Origin of the sequence: Deinococcus multiflagellatus, from assembly GCF_020166415.1 — a bacterium.
GTDB lineage: Bacteria > Deinococcota > Deinococci > Deinococcales > Deinococcaceae > Deinococcus > Deinococcus multiflagellatus.
Window position 1 is genome coordinate 71,287 of the sequence record NZ_JAIQXV010000003.1, and the last position, 15,035, is coordinate 86,321.

At 63.5% G+C, this 15,035-nt stretch carries 15 protein-coding genes; 8 read left to right on the forward strand and 7 right to left on the reverse strand.

Translation table 11 applies throughout. The annotated features are described in order from the left end of the window. The first annotated feature begins 133 nt into the window (after positions 1-133). Both K7W41_RS05445 and K7W41_RS05450 read left to right on the forward strand, forming a co-directional pair. A complete protein-coding gene (locus K7W41_RS05445; RefSeq protein ID WP_224605491.1) occupies positions 134-3,076 on the forward strand; it encodes an HD domain-containing protein in 2,943 nt (980 codons plus the stop codon). A gap of 371 nt (positions 3,077-3,447) precedes the next feature. Then, the gene (locus K7W41_RS05450; RefSeq protein ID WP_224605493.1) at positions 3,448-3,591 is read left to right on the forward strand and encodes a hypothetical protein; all 144 of its coding nucleotides are present in this window, start codon (positions 3,448-3,450) and stop codon (positions 3,589-3,591) included. 140 nt (positions 3,592-3,731) lie between these two features. On the opposite strand, the gene K7W41_RS05455 is transcribed toward K7W41_RS05450, so the two are convergent. The 3 genes from K7W41_RS05455 to lipB all read right to left on the reverse strand — a co-directional run bounded on the left by K7W41_RS05455 (position 3,732) and on the right by lipB (position 6,411). Continuing rightward, on the reverse strand, positions 3,732-4,583 hold the full coding sequence (locus K7W41_RS05455; protein WP_224605495.1) for a CBS domain-containing protein: 852 nt from the start codon (positions 4,581-4,583) through the stop codon (positions 3,732-3,734). A 103-nt stretch (positions 4,584-4,686) separates the two neighbouring features. After that, the gene (gene lipA, locus K7W41_RS05460) at positions 4,687-5,682 is read right to left on the reverse strand and encodes a lipoyl synthase (RefSeq protein ID WP_224605497.1); all 996 of its coding nucleotides are present in this window, start codon (positions 5,680-5,682) and stop codon (positions 4,687-4,689) included. Positions 5,683-5,691: 9 nt separating this feature from the next. Next, on the reverse strand, positions 5,692-6,411 hold the full coding sequence (gene lipB / locus K7W41_RS05465; RefSeq protein ID WP_224605499.1) for a lipoyl(octanoyl) transferase LipB: 720 nt from the start codon (positions 6,409-6,411) through the stop codon (positions 5,692-5,694). Positions 6,412-6,494: 83 nt separating this feature from the next. On the opposite strand from lipB, the gene K7W41_RS05470 reads away from it, so the two are divergent. Then, positions 6,495-7,160 (forward strand): GNAT family N-acetyltransferase, encoded by a 666-nt coding sequence (locus tag K7W41_RS05470; protein WP_224605502.1) that lies wholly within the window; start codon positions 6,495-6,497, stop codon positions 7,158-7,160. A 106-nt stretch (positions 7,161-7,266) separates the two neighbouring features. On the opposite strand, the gene K7W41_RS05475 is transcribed toward K7W41_RS05470, so the two are convergent. Beyond that, on the reverse strand, positions 7,267-8,046 hold the full coding sequence (locus K7W41_RS05475) for a hypothetical protein (protein ID WP_224605506.1): 780 nt from the start codon (positions 8,044-8,046) through the stop codon (positions 7,267-7,269). Positions 8,047-8,251: 205 nt separating this feature from the next. Here K7W41_RS05475 and rplS point away from each other — a divergent pair, with 205 nt between their 5' ends. From rplS to K7W41_RS05490, 3 genes are all read left to right on the forward strand, one after another. Continuing rightward, positions 8,252-8,722, forward strand: coding sequence for a 50S ribosomal protein L19 (gene rplS, locus K7W41_RS05480; RefSeq protein ID WP_224605509.1), 471 nt, complete (start codon positions 8,252-8,254; stop codon positions 8,720-8,722). A gap of 99 nt (positions 8,723-8,821) precedes the next feature. Next, positions 8,822-9,610, forward strand: coding sequence for an HAD family hydrolase (locus K7W41_RS05485; RefSeq protein ID WP_224605512.1), 789 nt, complete (start codon positions 8,822-8,824; stop codon positions 9,608-9,610). A gap of 10 nt (positions 9,611-9,620) precedes the next feature. Beyond that, a complete protein-coding gene (locus tag K7W41_RS05490) occupies positions 9,621-10,451 on the forward strand; it encodes an HAD family hydrolase (RefSeq protein WP_318010894.1) in 831 nt (276 codons plus the stop codon). 307 nt (positions 10,452-10,758) lie between these two features. Here K7W41_RS05490 and K7W41_RS05495 read toward each other — a convergent pair whose 3' ends face one another. Together K7W41_RS05495 and K7W41_RS05500 are read right to left on the reverse strand one after the other, a co-directional pair. Then, entirely contained in the window at positions 10,759-11,316 is a 558-nt protein-coding gene (locus K7W41_RS05495) for a PsbP-related protein (protein WP_224605515.1), read from the reverse strand. 5 nt (positions 11,317-11,321) lie between these two features. After that, positions 11,322-12,770, reverse strand: a complete 1,449-nt coding sequence (locus tag K7W41_RS05500; protein ID WP_224605518.1) for an ATP-binding cassette domain-containing protein — start codon at positions 12,768-12,770, stop codon at positions 11,322-11,324. 121 nt (positions 12,771-12,891) lie between these two features. On the opposite strand from K7W41_RS05500, the gene K7W41_RS05505 reads away from it, so the two are divergent. Together K7W41_RS05505 and K7W41_RS05510 are read left to right on the forward strand one after the other, a co-directional pair. Further along, positions 12,892-13,812 (forward strand): SPFH domain-containing protein, encoded by a 921-nt coding sequence (locus K7W41_RS05505; protein ID WP_224605519.1) that lies wholly within the window; start codon positions 12,892-12,894, stop codon positions 13,810-13,812. 2 nt (positions 13,813-13,814) lie between these two features. After that, positions 13,815-14,282, forward strand: coding sequence for an NfeD family protein (locus K7W41_RS05510; RefSeq protein ID WP_224605521.1), 468 nt, complete (start codon positions 13,815-13,817; stop codon positions 14,280-14,282). Positions 14,283-14,354: 72 nt separating this feature from the next. On the opposite strand, the gene K7W41_RS05515 is transcribed toward K7W41_RS05510, so the two are convergent. Further along, entirely contained in the window at positions 14,355-14,948 is a 594-nt protein-coding gene (locus K7W41_RS05515) for an antibiotic biosynthesis monooxygenase (RefSeq protein WP_224605523.1), read from the reverse strand. Positions 14,949-15,035: the final 87 nt, after the last annotated feature.

Consider the following 15,035-nt stretch of genomic DNA (forward strand, 5'->3'; position numbering starts at 1 on the left):
CTGCTTTGAGTTCAGCCTTAACCCCGATCTGATATATTGGTCGATATAAAAATTAAAAGGAGTAATTATGTTCGATATACCTGTGAGGTTAACCAGCCTTCTCTAGAGAGATACGGAGTTGTATGGGGCTATTTTGTCAAATTTACCTAATTTCTTCAAGATAGTGGACAATAGTCAAATCCCATTTTTTGGCGAATATACAAATCATGGCGTGCGGCACATAAATGAAGTTTTACAGACGGCCACTTCACTGATTACCGACGAGGCTTGGAATAAGCTAACTCCGGAGGATGCTGCGACTCTGATAGTCGCAATTCTTTTGCATGACTTAGGAATGCATATCACCGAAGAAGGCTTTATTGGTCTTTTGTCGAGTGATCAAATTATGACTGATTACGATAAGTCAACATGGCAGCAACTATGGATTGACTTTCTGGAAGAGGCAAAGAGATTTGATGAGAAAAAGGTGTATAGTTTATTTGGTGAAGAATATTCTGTAAAACCTCCTGTTGAAAATCATAAAAACTGGAGTTTATTTGATAAAATGCTCATCGGGGAGTTTTTGAGGCGCCACCATCCTAGACTGGCTCATGAAATTTCACATTTCGGTTTTCCTGCTCCAAAGGGACATGAAAGTCCATTAAGATTCGTCGGTATTCCGCAATATATAGCAGAATTTGGTGGAAAGATTGCGCGCAGTCATGGGCAAGAACTTCGTGATGCGCTGGAATACATTAATTATGAAGATAGAAGAGATTATAAGGGCATACATGCTCCTTATCTAATGGCAATAGTGAGGATTGCCGATTACATGCAAGTCCAACGTGAGAGAGCGTCAGGACAGATCTTGCAAATAAAAAATCTTTCAAGTCCCCTCTCCAGAGCGGAGTGGAGGGTCCATGATTCAATAGATGATATTAAAACTATTAATGAAGACCCGGAAGCTATAAAGATAAACGCTAAACCTAAAGATGTGACAACATTTCTTAAGCTTAAATCTCTCTTTAAGGGTATTCAATATGAATTGGACACTTCCTGGGCAGCACTAGGGGAGATATATGGCAGGTATGAGGAGTTATTGCCCCTTGGGCTATCTGGGCTCTCTATAAGGCGTATAAGATCCAATCTGGATAACTTGGCGCAATTTGAGGAGACTGTTTCGTATGTCCCAATGGAAATCAAATTAAAAACAGCCAATGCGGAGCTGCTTAATCTACTTATTTCTCCTTTGTATGGAAAAGTACCTAGTATAGGATTAAGAGAAATGCTGCAAAACGCAGTAGATGCTAGGCGTGAATTGGTTGATCATGTGAAGAGGGCGCAGATAGATATTACTCTTGTTGAACCAAACGGGGGCAATTTTGATATCGAGATAAAAACTTACGTTGATGAAGAAAGTAATCGTTGGCTTCTTATAAAAGATAGAGGCATCGGTATGACGAAAGAAATCATTGATCAATACTTTCTAAATGTAGGTGCATCTTTTAGAAATAGTGATTCTTGGCATAAGATGCACGACTCACCCGACGGAAGTAACTCGGTTTACAGAAGTGGAAGATTTGGTGTCGGTGTCCTTGCGGCATTTTTGCTTGGTCCGGAAATTCGCGTCAAAACTCGCCATATCTCACAGAGAAGAGATCAAGCGTTAGAATTCTCATTAACGAACGGTGATGCTTATATCGAGTTAAAGAAAATAAACGCGGATATTGGTACGGAGATAGCTATCAAGATAACTGATGATTTGGTTTGGAGGCAACTCCTCGAAGTGCCATTGCGCAATAGCGAATTGTCGTCTAGTGGAAATGATAGCTGGATTTGGTATTTTAATAATAATCCAAGCGTTGCGTGGTTCTCTGAAGAAGGTGTGCCCTATACTATAGGTCAGACTGCTCCTGACAAGACTGTGCCTAGTGAACGAGATTCAAATCCACCTCTGTGGCGCACTATCAATACAAAAGATTATCCGAAGATTCACTGGACGCATCATCATCGTGATGGTTTGATAGTTAACGGGTTTGCAGTATTTAGTACTAACGGATATTCTATTTCCTTCCCCGATTATGAATTGCCGAACCACCCTAGCCCTTCTTCGCAGCATTTTTTTGCATTTAAAAAACCAAGGTTAGCCATCTATGACCCGCTCGGGCGTATGCCGCTAAACCTTCAAAGATCTGCTTTGACGGGTTCCCGATTGCCGTTCGAGCAGGATTTAGTTCAATCAATCGCATTAAATATGATTGCACATGCAATAGTTAACGTTCCTTCTTATGAAGAAATGGTGGCATTTCTCGAATCTGGCACCTCCAAATTAATATATCCTGGAGTAAGATACGGCAGGCGTTATCAAAGAATAGACTTTTCCTTCCATCCGTTCTGGATTAGCAAGTCTGGCTTTGGATTTATGGATCCGGCTGTTATTGCTTTGTCTCCGTTGAGATTGTTTATCGTTGTGTCTCGTAGCGCTATTCGTAATATTCTGAATGTTGTCGGCGATGATGCGATGATAACACCAATATCAAGAAACTATGCCTTTGCGCGCAATATGTCATTTGTAAAGTACATGCTATATGGTGACTTGGCAGATGCCTTTAGTGGCCCTTATGCCCCTGTGAATTCTATTCGAGGCATACTTATTCTGGTCCCCGGCTATGTTTTCCATCAGCTAAATAAAAAGGGAGGAATGAGAAGAGAGATAAAAGATCAGATAACCACCCGTAGATTTAATAATGGCTACATAGCTATAATTAGAGGTAGTGTTACTATTGAAGATGAAAAGCTGATTGAGATAGTATCGCACCTAAACGCTGAAGAAGAAGAGATATTCGCCATGAGTATTCTTAACCCGATAGTGCAGAGTGATCTACGCCTCTCCAATTTTTTCAATGCTTATAGAAGTACTATGAAAGCACTAGTCATCCCTCATCATAAGAAAGATAGAATGTTGCTGGTATCTAGCACTGATTTGGAAGCCGCAGTGAATCTTTTTGAAAGTGAAAGTGGTTTGGTAGATTTAAATGGCAATACTGAAGAACTTGACGAAGAAAATGAAGATAGTATAGAGTCTAGCGAATCCTGATAAATGCGAATGAGTGCATAGCCTTGTAACTGCCGCTGTTTTCCTTAAAAACTTCTGATGTCGTGTGGTCTCAAATTTGTTGAAGATTCTACCGCTATGTGTTACATAGTTCAGGACGGTGTTTTTCAAATGTGGTGAGTTATCCCTGACCGTTGATAAGCATGAGGTCCCCAGTTCAAGTCTGGGCATTCGCACCAAAGAGAAGCCCCCGCCACGCGCGGGGGTTTTTGCGGTGTAGGACCAGCGAATACAGCGCCCCTCACGGGTAGGTCGCACTCAAAGCTACATGGAGCGAAAAGTCAAGCAGAAGTGCCTCTGGGGCGCGCGCAGGGCTCTGCTAGGGTGGCGCCGTACCACCACAGGAGGTTGCCATGAAGAAAGCCGTGCGTCTGTTTTTTGCTGTCGCCGTTCTTGGTGCGTCTGTTGCCGCAAGTGCCGCGTCTGTTGGGGGCGTGCAGCCGGCCACCGGGTGCGCGTGGATGAAGCCCCTGTGCCCCAAGGATCACGAGCAGTAAGAAGGGCCCAGCGCTCCGCCCCCGCTTCGGCGGGGTTTTTTCTTGAGCCCAGAAAGGTGTTGGGGCGTAGAATCTGGCACTGGCCTGGGCCTTGAGCCCACCCGTGGCCGAACCTGAAAGGCCCGGAAAAATGCCCAGTGTTACGCGGGCTGCCCCTGCCCCAGCACCGCGCGGATCACGTCGCTGATGGTCAGCACGCCCAACAGTTCACCCTCCTGGGTAATGATCGGCAGGCCGCGCACATGCAGGTCCAGCATGCGGCGCACGGCGTCGTGCAGGGGCACGCCTTCCATCAGGTAGCCAGTGGGCGGGCGCATCAGGTCACGTACGGTCACGCCGCCCAGCACGAATTGAGCGGCCAGCACGGTGGGCCCGTGCGAGGCCCCGGCGCGGTCAATGGCCGCCGCGATGTCCTTTTCGTGCAGCACGCCCACCAGTTGCTCGCCGTCCACCACCGGCAGCACCCGCAGGCGCGTCACCTTCAGCTTGGCGGCGGCCTCGGCGGCGGGGGAATCGGGGGCGGTGGTGACCACAGTGCGGGTCATGTGCTGATCCGCCAGCCCCCAGTGCAGGCGGGGCGCCCGCACCTCGGCGCGCAGAATGTCGGTCAGGGTCAGCATGCCCAGCGGCTCGCCGTCCTCGTTCACCACCGGCAGGCCGCCCACCCGGCGGTCCAGCATGGTCTGCAGGGCGGCGCGCAGGGGGGTTTCAGGGGTCACGGTGTGCACGGGCGCGCGCATGATCTCGCGCAGGCGCACGCGGCCCACCCGCGCGGCAAAGGCCCAGGGGCTCAGGCCCTCGGTGAGCGTGGGCAGGGCGCGCCGCACCTCGCCGTCGGTCACGATGCCCACCACGCGGCCGTCATGAACCACCGGCAGCCGCTTGATGTCCAGTTCTTCCATCGCCACCACCGCGGCCGTGAGGGGGTCGTGGGGCGAGATGCTCACGGCGCGGGGGTGCATGGCGTCCTGAACCCGGGTGGGCATGGTCATGGTGAAACCTCCTGCCCCCAGGGTGGCCCGCGCAGATTGCAGAGGCATTACAGCAGGAGTGGGGCGGGTTGAAGTTCCCCGCCCCACTCCCCAAGCTGCGCCCTCAGATCAGGCTGAGCTGTTCGCTGCCGTCCAGGTGCGCCAGGTGTTCGGGCAGGGTGCCCGGCTTGTCCATCACGATCTGCTCGGCCTTGTACGAGCTGCGTACCAGTGGCCCCGACACGACTTCCAGAAAGCCCAGTTGCATGGCTTCCTCGCGGATCTCGTCGAATTCGGCCGGGGAGACGTAGCGTTCCACCGGCAGGTGGTGCATGGTGGGCCGCAGGTACTGCCCGAAGGTCAGCACGTCCACGCCCGCCGCGCGGCAGTCGCGCATGGTTTCGCGCAGTTCCTCGCGGGTTTCGCCCAGGCCCAGCATGATGCTGGTCTTGGTGATCACGTCGGGGCGGGCCGCCTTGGCGTGGGCCAGGACCTTCAGGGTCTGGTCGTAGCTGGCGCGGATGTCGCGCACCGGGTGGGTCAGGCGGCGCACAGTCTCCAGGTTCTGGGCGTAGGTGTCCACGCCGCTGTCCAGCACCAAGTCCACGCAGTGGGGGTTGCCGCCAAAGTCCGGGGTCAGGGCCTCCACGCGGGTTTCAGGGTTCAGGCGCTTGATCGCCTGCACCGTCTTGGCAAAGTGGTAGGCGCCGCCGTCGGGCAGGTCGTCACGGTCCACGCTGGTGAGCACCACGTACTTCAAACCCATGAGTTTGACGCTCTCGGCCACGCCCTGCGGCTCATCCAGGTCCAGCTTGCCCATAGGGTTGCCAGTGTCCACGGCGCAGAAGCGGCAGGCCCGCGTGCAGATGTGGCCCATCAGCATGAAGGTGGCTGTGCCGCGCGACCAGCACTCGCCAATATTGGGGCACATCGCCTCCTCGCACACGGTATGCAGGCGGTGCTCCTTGACGATCTTGCGCACCTCGGTGAACACCTGCCCGGTGGGAATGGTCACTTTCAGCCATTCGGGCTTCTTGTCGCGCACCGGCACGCTGTCTTTGCGGTAGATGCCGTTCTTGATGAACTTGGGTTCTTTGGCGGTGGGGTCGGTCTGGGTCATGGTGGGGTCTCAGCTCCCGGCTGCGGCAAAGGTGGGCAGCGTCCAGTCGTAGGGGGCGAAGGTGGTGGTAAAGGCGCCTGTCAGGGCCGCCTTGGCGTCGGTCATGGTGGGTGAACCGGAGAGGCCGCGCAACTCGTACTCGCGCGCCACGCTGGTCATCTGGGTGCCGTGCAGGCCGCAGGGCACGATCAGGTCAAAGTGCTGGAGCTGCGTGGTCACGTTCAGGGCCAGGCCGTGCAGGGCCACATGCCGCTGCACCGCCACCCCGAACGAGGCGATTTTCTGTTCGTAGGTCAGGCCGTTGACCTCGCGCGGGGTCACGTACACGCCCGCGTAGCCGGGGTTGGGGCGGGCGTCAGGCAGCCCCAGGGTGTGCAGGGCGCCAATGGTGGCCTGTTCCAGCAGGCGCAGAAAGTCGGCCACCTTGCGGCCCACGGGAAAAATGGCGTAGGCCACCAGTTGTCCGGGGCCGTGGTAGGTCACGTCGCCGCCGCGCTCCACGTCCAGCACCTCAATGCCCTGCGCGCGCAGGTAGTCGCGCGTGACCACGATGTTGGTGCCTTCCTTGGCTTTGCGGCCCAGCGTCAGCACGGGCGGGTGTTCAACAAGCAGCAGCGTGGGCGGGGCCTCGCCCGCCACCACCTGCGCGTGCAGGGTTTTCTGAAGGTCCCAGGCGTCCCGGTACCCGGTGGTGCCCAGGTCCAGCACGGCAAAGGCGGGGTCGCTCATGGGGTTCATGGTACGCCGCGCAAGGCCCTTTTCACCGTGTCACAGGCGGCGGTCTGCCCACCATTGACCAGGGAGGCTGGTGAATGCCGCGCCCTGCGCTGGTCGCGCCCGTCCGGGCAGCGGGGACGGCGGGGCGGGCCCTGCGCCAGATGGCCGAGGGCGGCCTGGGGCCGGGGCCCCTACCCTGGGCCATGCCGGACCTTGTGCCTCCCGCCCTTCGGTATCAAGCCAGCTTTCTCGACGCCGTACGCGAAGCCCAGGAGCAGGGCAGCGGCCTGGGGGACACCCTCAACTGGAACCTGTCCGAACTGGAAGCCAACTTCCCAGCCTTTCTGGCCGCACTGCGCGCGTATGAACCCGGCAACATCTTGCCGGAGGGCTACGTGCACTCCGAGGCGCTGTGGCTGGTGCAGGGCGACACCTACCTGGGCCGCGTGAGCCTCCGCCACACGCTCAATGGGCGCCTGCGTGAATTCGGCGGCCACATCGGCTACGAGATCCGGCCCAGTGCCCGCCGCCAGGGCCACGCCACCCTGGCCCTGCGGCTGGCCCTGGTGCGGGCCCGCGAACTGGGCATAGCGCGCGCCCTGGTCAGCTGCGACGTGGACAACCTGGGCTCGCGCGCCGTGATTGAAGCCAATGGGGGCGAGTTAGAAGGCGAATTCACGGTGCCGGACCACGACAAACCCATCCGCCGATACTGGGTGCCCACCCCGGCGGCGGGCCCCTGGGCGTCTGACGCAGGTTGAACCGTTGGCAGAGCAGTGCACCCCGAACAGGAGAAAGACGCCCCGCCCGGTATGAAGCCAGCCCCCGGGCCTCTTCCGGGAGCTGGCGGATCAGAGAGAAACGGCCCTAACCCTGGCGCACTTCCTCGGCTTTTTCGCCCATCAGCTGGGCCAGTTCGTCCAGCGCCTGGGCCTGCTCGGCAGGCGGGGCGCCGCTGTCCCCCAGCCCAGCGGCCACCGCCTCGCCAATCCGAGTCAGGGCCGCCACCTGGGCCGGGGGGGCGTCGTCCAGCTGGGTCAGGCGGGTGACCACCTGCTCGCCAGCCTCGCCCAGCGCCTCGGCTTCCTCGTGGGCACTCAGCTGACCCAGGCCCGCCACCTTGTCGTGGAATTCGGCACTCACGCGCGACAGTTCGCTGACCTGCTCCAGGGTCTGCGCCTGCACCTGCGCGGCCTGCACCAGGGTATCCAGGGCGGCCACCTGCTGTTGCACCCGGGCATGAATGTCTTTCAGGCGGCGCACGTTTACCTCGTCCAGCGGGGTGTCGGCCACGTCGCCCAGCGCCTCACACACCAGGGCGTCCAGGGCCTGGGCCGCCGTCAGCTGGGCCTCGCCACTTTCCAGCAGTTGCCGCAGGGCGCGGGCCTGCGTGGCCTGTTCCCCGGCCGCGTCGCTCAGGGGCAGGGCGCGCAGCTGCTCGGTGGTCAGGTGCATCACCTGCCGCAGGGCGTCGGTGGCGGCCAGGCCCTCGCGACCGGCGCGCACAATGGCGTCCAGGGCGCTGCTCTGGGCCCAGCCGGCGGCGCCCACATGCTGCCGGGCACGCATTTCGGCCACCCGGCGGCGCTGCGCCAGTGAAGCTGCCCGGACCTCGCCCACCCGCTGTGCCGTTTCGCCGCCGTTCATCAAGGCTTCAGGGTGGCGTACCCGTCCGGCGCACATGGTGAGCTGGGTTGCGCTGGGCTTGCCCCTTGCCGCCACTGGGGCGGGGCGCGTATACTCTTCCGGTTTGGCCGCGCGGCACTTGCCGGGGCCAGTGCAGGAGTAAGAACGTCTCTGGCTGCCCAGCCGCAGCAGTGTGGGACGGTCCGCTGCCCAAAGGAGAGTCATCATGCAGAGCAGCATCAAAGTGAACCGTGGCGCCATTCTGCGCGCCGTCGAGCAGCCCCACATCAAGGCCGATCACCCCGAGTTCCGCCCCGGCGACACCGTGCGCGTGGAAACCAAAGTGGTGGAAGGCAACCGCACCCGCAACCAGGCCTTTGAAGGCGTGGTCATTGCCATCAACGGCACGGGCAGCCGCCGCAGTTTCACCGTGCGCAAGATCAGCTTTGGTGAAGGCGTGGAGCGCGTGTTCCCCTTCTCCAGCCCCCTGGTCGCCAAGGTGACCGTGCTGGAGCGCGGCAAGGTGCGCCGCGCCAAGCTGTACTACCTGCGCGACCTGCGCGGCAAGGCTGCCCGCATCAAGAGCGACCGCAGCCGCGTGATGAAAGACGCCGCCCGCGCCCAGCAGAGCAAGAGCATGGCGGCGGCCCCGGTGACCCCTGTCAGCGACGAAGCGCCCGCCACCGACGCCGAATAAGCGACGGTTCCTCTGCGCCGCCCCCGCCCTGTGCGGGGGCGGTTCAGTGTGCTGGGGCAAGGGTGGTGGAGCAGCGGCCAGCCGGTTTACCGTAGAGGTGTGTCGCCGCTGCCATTTGCCCTGCTGGCCCTGGATCTGGACGGCACGCTGCTGGACGCGGCGGGCGAGGCGCCCCCGGACCTGCCCCCCGAACTGCGGGCGTGGCAGGCCGGGGGCGCTCACCTCGCCCTGCTGACCGCGCGCGCCTGGGTGCCCACCTTTCTGGCCGACTGGCCGGTGGGGACCGTCTCGCGCTGCTACGGGGCCCAGCTGCTCCAGGGTGGGCAGGTGATCCATGAGCGGGCCCTGGCACCCGGAACCGTGGCGGCGGCCCTGGCCCCGCTGCGCCCGGCGGATCTGGCGGTTGGGGGCAAGACCGTGGTGGTCACCCGCGATCCAGCGGCGGCCCTGCGCCACACGGACCCGAACTTCGCGCGCCGGGCGGCGGCGGCCCCCGGGGTCCTGAAACTGGTGCACGGCGGCCCCGACCGGGCGCGGCTGGACGAGGTGCAGGCCGCGTGGGCCGCCCTACCAGGGGCAGGCGTGATCCACGAGCGGGCCGACCGCGTGGTGCTGGTGGCCCGGGGCGCCGACAAGGGGGCGGCCCTGGCCGAGCTGCGCCGCCAGCTGGGCGTGCCCCGCGCGCGGGTGCTGGCGGCGGGCGACGGTCCGGCCGACGCCCCCATGCAGGCCCAGGCCGGCGTATTCGTGCGGGTGGGCGCAGAGGTGGCGCTGGCCCACGCCGACCACACCGTGGCCGGTCCCGCCGCGCTGGGCCGGATGCTGCGGCAGTTCCGGCAGGGCGTTGCCCCGCCCCACCTGTCCGCCGCGCTGACCCAAATGCGCTAGGCTGCCGCCCGTGAGGGACCTGCCTGCCGACGCGCCGACCACGCTGCCGCTGCTCATGGCCTTCGACCTGGACGGCACCCTGATTCCCGATGCCGGGCGCGAGGTGCCCGAAGACACCGCTGCCGCCCTGGCGCGGCTGCGGGCGCTGGGCGTGAAGGTGGCGATCATCACCGGGCGCGACACGCCCCCCGCTCAGGTGCGCCTCAGCGTGCAGCCCGACGCGGTGGCCACCAACAACGGCGGGCGCATTCTGGTGGGCGAGGACCTGCATGTGGAAGCGCAGTTCTCGGCCACCGATCTGGAAGCGGTGCTGGCCCACGAACTGCACGGCGCGCGGGTGGTGCTGTTTACCGCCGAGGCCCTGTACGTGGACCTGCCCAGTGGCACCCAGCCCGAAGCCTGGATGGTGGCCCGGCAGTTCCGTCCCCTGGCCGAGGCCCCCAGCAGCGGCATCCTGAAGGTGGGCTTCTACCACCCCGGCGTGGCCGATCTGGCCTCGCGCCTGCGCCAGTCTCACCCCCACCTCGTGCTGACGGGTGCCCAGGCCCCCTACCCCCATTTCCTGACCGTGACCCCCGAAGGGGCGCACAAGGGCGCCGCGCTGACCCTGATTGCCGACACCCTGGGCATCTCCCATGACCGCACCGTGGCCTACGGCGACAGCGACAACGACGAGGCCATGCTGGAAGTCGCTGGCTACGGCGTGCAGGTGGGCACCCTGCCCCTGCTGGCCCCCCACGCCCGCGCCCAGGTGCCGGTGCAGGAGGAGCTGGGGGCGTTTTTGCACGCCTGGGCCGAGCGGATGGAGAGGGGTGGGGCGAGCATGGAGCGTGGAACGTAGAGCGTGGTGCAGGGGCGCTGGGGCTTCACCTCAGCAGTCTGGCTGGGTGCTCCGCGAAAGAGGGACGATTCGGGCCGGGCGACTGGACATAGGGCTGTGAGGCCCCTCTTCCGCGTCCTGCTGCCGAGGGTCACGTCATTGCAACTCTGCTCCCCCTGAGCGACGAACAAAACGGTGCTCCGTAGAGCAGCCCAAAAGCGGTATGGCCTGCTGGCACGGGCCTCCTCGACCCAGCTTCACGCCCACAAGCAAAAGGAGCGGAGCGTCTGGGACCTCTCCCCACGCTCCACCCCCACATGCCACGCTCTTACTTCAGCGTCATGCTGGTCAGAATGGCCCGGCCCTGCTCGGCCAGATCGGCGGGGGTGCCGCTGGGGAGCATCAGGGTGGCGGTGTACAGGCGGTTGTTTTTCAGGGTGAACAGCTGGGTCCAGCGCACGGTGCCGCCCTCGCCGTCGCCGGTGTAGCTCCAGAGGATGGCGGGCTGGCCGCTCACCTTGACGTTCTTCTCGCCCAGAAACTTCAGCTTGGTGACCACTTCGGGCATCTTGCGCTCGTTGATGTCGCGCACGTCGGCCAGGGTGGCTTTCAGTTCGGCGGGAATGTCCTGCACGACCACCGTCACCGTGGGCCGCAGCGCTCCGATGGTCTTGTTGATAAAGGCGATGTCCGTGCCCGGCACGTTTTTCAGCGGGGTCCAGCCGCTGGGCACGCGAATGCTGTAGCCCTTGTTGCTGGTGGCCGTGATGGTTTCAATGGTGCGCGGCTCGGTGGTGGCCGGCGCAGAGGTGGCCGGGGCCGTCTGGGCCTGAACAGTCGCAAGGGGGCCCGCAAGCAGGGCGAGGCTGAGAAACACGCGGTTCATGGCTTTTAAGGTAGAGCCTGAAGGTGAGCCCAATCTGACGCCAGCGGCCCGGCAAAAGCCGCCTGCCCCGCCTGCAGGTGCAGGTGGTGGGTCAGCCCCGGCAGGGCGTCGGCGGCGCGGTGCGCGACCACCAGTAGGTGTGTGCCGCCCTGCACGAGCCTGGGCAGCAGGGCCAGAAAGGCGGCGCGCGCCGGCGCATCCAGAAAATCCAGGCCCTCGTCCAGCAGCAGCAGGCGGGGACGGTGAATCACCGCGCGGGCCAGCAGCAGGCGGCGCCACTGCCCCTGCGACAGCCCCTCGGCGGGGTGGTCCAGCAGTTCACGGGCGCCCAGCCCGGCCGCCAGGTGCTCTACCTCGGCCGCCTGGGCCGGGGTCAGTTCGGGAGCAAAGCCCTCGCTGCCACTCCAGGCGCTGCCAATCACCTCGCGGCCGGTCCAGTCGCGCCGCTGGCGAATCCCCACCTCGGCGCCCACCAGCCCGGTGGCGGCGCGGCGGTCCTCCAGGCGGTCGCGGTTCAGAAAGGGGCGCTCAATGTGCCCGCCCACGGCCGGGTGCAGCTCGCCGGCGATCAGGCGGGTCAGGGTGCTTTTGCCGCTGCCGTTCTCGCCCGTTACCAGCCAGTGCTGCCCTGCCGCCCAGGTCCAGCTGAGGGGCCCCAGGGCGCGCTCGCCGTTGCGGTACACCGTAACGTCCTGCAGGCGCACGAGGGGCGCGCTGGCGTGGTCACCCGGGCGCGGAAGAGGCGTGGGCCGGGCCACAGGTTCTTCTGGCGGCGCCGCCTCGGTCACCTGGCCGCCCCACACCCGCAGCGTGCGCCAGGGCAGGGGCGGCGCCTCTTCGGGGCGGTGCGTGGCGAGCACCACCGCCACCCCGGCGGCGTGTACGCGCGCCAGCACCGTGCCCAGTTCGGCCCGTGCGCGTTCACTCAGGCCATCGGTGAACTCGTCCAGCAGCAGCAACTCGGGGGCGGGCATCAGGGCGGCGGCCAGCAGCACCCGGCGACGCTGCCCGTGGCTGAGGGTGCGAAAATCGCGTGCCAGTAGCAGCTCCAGGCGGGTCAGGGCCGCCACCTCCTGCAGCCGGGCCCGCGCCGCCGGGCTGGGGGTCCACAGGTTCAGGGCCTCGCCTTCGAAGGCGGCCAGCAGCACGTCCCCGGCGCTCTGCACCCAGTCGCGCGACAGGTAAAACGCCTCGGCGTCGGGGCCCACCACGCGCAGGGTGCGCCGGGCCTGCACCGCCGAGCGCTGGTCCTGCCCGCCCAGGTGGTAGGTGCGCTCGCCCGCAACCGGGGCCACCTGCCCGGCCAGCAGGCGCAGCAGCGTGGTTTTGCCGCCGCCGTTGGGCCCCCACAGCCGCAGGGCCTCGCCCGGGGCCACCTCCAGCCCCACCCCGCGCAGCACCGGCTGGCCGCCTTGCAGCGCAGTCACGTTCAGCAGGCGAACCAGGGGCGGCATCCGTGCGAGTCTAGCGGGCCGGGACGGTGTGGGGGCTTGACCCGTCTGCCTGGCCCAGCTGCCGGGAACCCACGCCGGGCCCGCCGCGTAAGCGTTTGAAACACACGGGGGGGAATGAGTTATGGGATTTACGATTTTTGTGGCGGTGCTGGTGCTGCTGGTGATCGTCACGCTGTTTGCCGGGGTCAAGAGTGTGCCGCAGGGCTCGCAGTGGACCCTGGAGCGCTTCGGCAAGTTTCAGCGCAGCCTGAAGCCGGGCCTGAACCTCATCATGCCGTACATAGACCGCATTGGCCGCAAGGTCAACATGATGGAGCAGGTGCTGGACGTGCCCAGCCAGGAGGTCATCACCAAGGACAACGCGCTGGTCACGGTGGACGGCGTGGTGTTCTATCAGGTGCTGGACGCCGCCAAGGCCAGCTACGAGGTCAGCAACCTGCAGCAGGCCATCCTGAACCTCACCATGACCAACATCCGCACCGTGATGGGCAGCATGGACCTGGACGAACTGCTCTCCAACCGCGACCAGATCAATGCCCGCCTGCTGACGGTGGTGGACGAGGCCACCGAGCCGTGGGGCGTGAAGGCCACGCGCATTGAGGTCAAGGACATCAAGCCGCCCGCCGATCTGGTGGCCAGCATGGCCCGCCAGATGAAGGCCGAACGCGAAAAACGAGCCAACATCCTGGACGCCGAGGGCTTCCGGCAGGCCGCCATTCTGAAGGCCGAGGGCGAGAAGCAGGCCGAGATCCTGTCGGCCGAGGGGCGCCGGCAGGCCGCCTTTCTGGAAGCCGAGGCCAGAGAGCGCGCCGCCCAGGCCGAGGCGGCGGCCACCCGTATGGTCAGCGAGGCGATTGAGGCCGGCAACGCGCAGGCCATCAACTACTTCGTGGCCCAGAAGTACGTGGAGGCCCTGCGCGACGTGGCGGCGGCCCCCAACCAGAAAACCCTGATTCTGCCCATTGAGGCCACCAGCGTGCTGGGGAGCCTACAGGGCATTGCCGAGGTGGCCCGCGAAGCCTTCGGCGGGCGCAAGGGATAGCGGTGGACTGGTGGCCCACCCTGAGCCGCGTGGCGCCCTGGCACTGGTGGGTGCTGGGCGCCCTCCTGCTGATGTTGGAGGTGGCGGCCCCCGGCGTCTTCTTCGTCTGGCTGGCGCTGGCGGCCTTTGCCCTGGGGCTGCTGGTGTTCGTGCTGCCTCTGCCGGTGGCGGTGCAACTGCTGCTCTTTGCAGTGCTCAGCGTGGCGGCGGTGGTGCTGGGCCGCCGCTATATGGCCCGGCTGCTCCCCGATTCCCCCGAAGCCGAGCGCCTGAACCAGGGCTCGCACCGCTTGGTGGGGCAGACCGTGGTGGTCACCCGCGCCATCGAAAACGGCGTGGGCCGCGTGCGCGTGGGCGACGGCGAATGGCGTGTCACGGGTCCCGACACCCCCGAAGGCGCCCGCGTGCTGATCGTGGCCGCCGACGGCGCCACCCTGCACGTGCGTGAAGTGAACGGCACCTGGACCTGAGGGGCGATGAGCGATGGGCCATGAGCCATGGGGCAACCCCCAAAGCTCATGGCCCATCGCCCATGGCCCGGCTCAGCCCCGCTGGGCCGGATACAGCCAGCGCCGCAGCAGCCGCGACAGCAGCGGCAGCACCGGCCAGTTCAGGAATACGGTGGCCAGGAACGCCGACGGAATGATCGCCGCCCACCAGGGCCAGCCTTTCGTGAAAAAGCCGCACAGGTAGCTGAACAGCAGGATCAGAGGATAGACCCCCACAAAGCCCACCAGCACGTTCTTCCACAGTGGCGGGGCAGGCAGGCTGCCGGGCAGGTCGAACCACGCTTCCAGGCCGCGCGCCTCGCGGTAATCCACATCGGACGCTGTAAAGGTGGGCAACTCGCGCAGGGCCGCCGCGTAGGCTGGATTGGCCCGCCATGCGTCCAGCGCCTCCTGCGTGGCAAAGCGCAGCAGGGTGATGTACTCGGGCACGGGGCCAGAGGGGTCACGCAGCACGTGCAGGCCCAGAAAGCCGGACTGCTGCGCCAGCAGGGCGTGTACCCCGCGCGCCCAGGTTTCGTAGGGCTCGACTTGCGACGGGCGCACCCGCTCGGTGATCACCAGCGTCACGCCTTCGGGGGCCGCCGAGGTGGGCGAGGGTACGGTCATGACGGGATTGGGCTGAGTCACGGAAACCTCCTTGTGGACCGGAACAAGCGTAAGCCGCCCGGCACAGAACAAACCCCCTTCCGCACATGGAAGGGGGCAGGGGGGGCG

What these genes read in the sequence shown, in the direction of transcription:
- lipA (WP_224605497.1), bottom strand. Translation starts at nt 5,682, where the DNA reads ATGACCCAGACCGACCCCACCGCCAAAGAACCCAAGTTCATCAAGAAC.
- lipB (WP_224605499.1), bottom strand. Translation starts at nt 6,411, where the DNA reads ATGAGCGACCCCGCCTTTGCCGTGCTGGACCTGGGCACCACCGGGTAC.
- K7W41_RS05470 (WP_224605502.1), top strand. Translation starts at nt 6,495, where the DNA reads ATGCCGCGCCCTGCGCTGGTCGCGCCCGTCCGGGCAGCGGGGACGGCG.
- K7W41_RS05450 (WP_224605493.1), top strand. Translation starts at nt 3,448, where the DNA reads ATGAAGAAAGCCGTGCGTCTGTTTTTTGCTGTCGCCGTTCTTGGTGCG.
- K7W41_RS05455 (WP_224605495.1), bottom strand. Translation starts at nt 4,583, where the DNA reads ATGACCATGCCCACCCGGGTTCAGGACGCCATGCACCCCCGCGCCGTG.
- K7W41_RS05495 (WP_224605515.1), bottom strand. Translation starts at nt 11,316, where the DNA reads ATGAACCGCGTGTTTCTCAGCCTCGCCCTGCTTGCGGGCCCCCTTGCG.
- K7W41_RS05500 (WP_224605518.1), bottom strand. Translation starts at nt 12,770, where the DNA reads ATGCCGCCCCTGGTTCGCCTGCTGAACGTGACTGCGCTGCAAGGCGGC.
- K7W41_RS05475 (WP_224605506.1), bottom strand. Translation starts at nt 8,046, where the DNA reads ATGAACGGCGGCGAAACGGCACAGCGGGTGGGCGAGGTCCGGGCAGCT.
- K7W41_RS05505 (WP_224605519.1), top strand. Translation starts at nt 12,892, where the DNA reads ATGGGATTTACGATTTTTGTGGCGGTGCTGGTGCTGCTGGTGATCGTC.
- rplS (WP_224605509.1), top strand. Translation starts at nt 8,252, where the DNA reads ATGCAGAGCAGCATCAAAGTGAACCGTGGCGCCATTCTGCGCGCCGTC.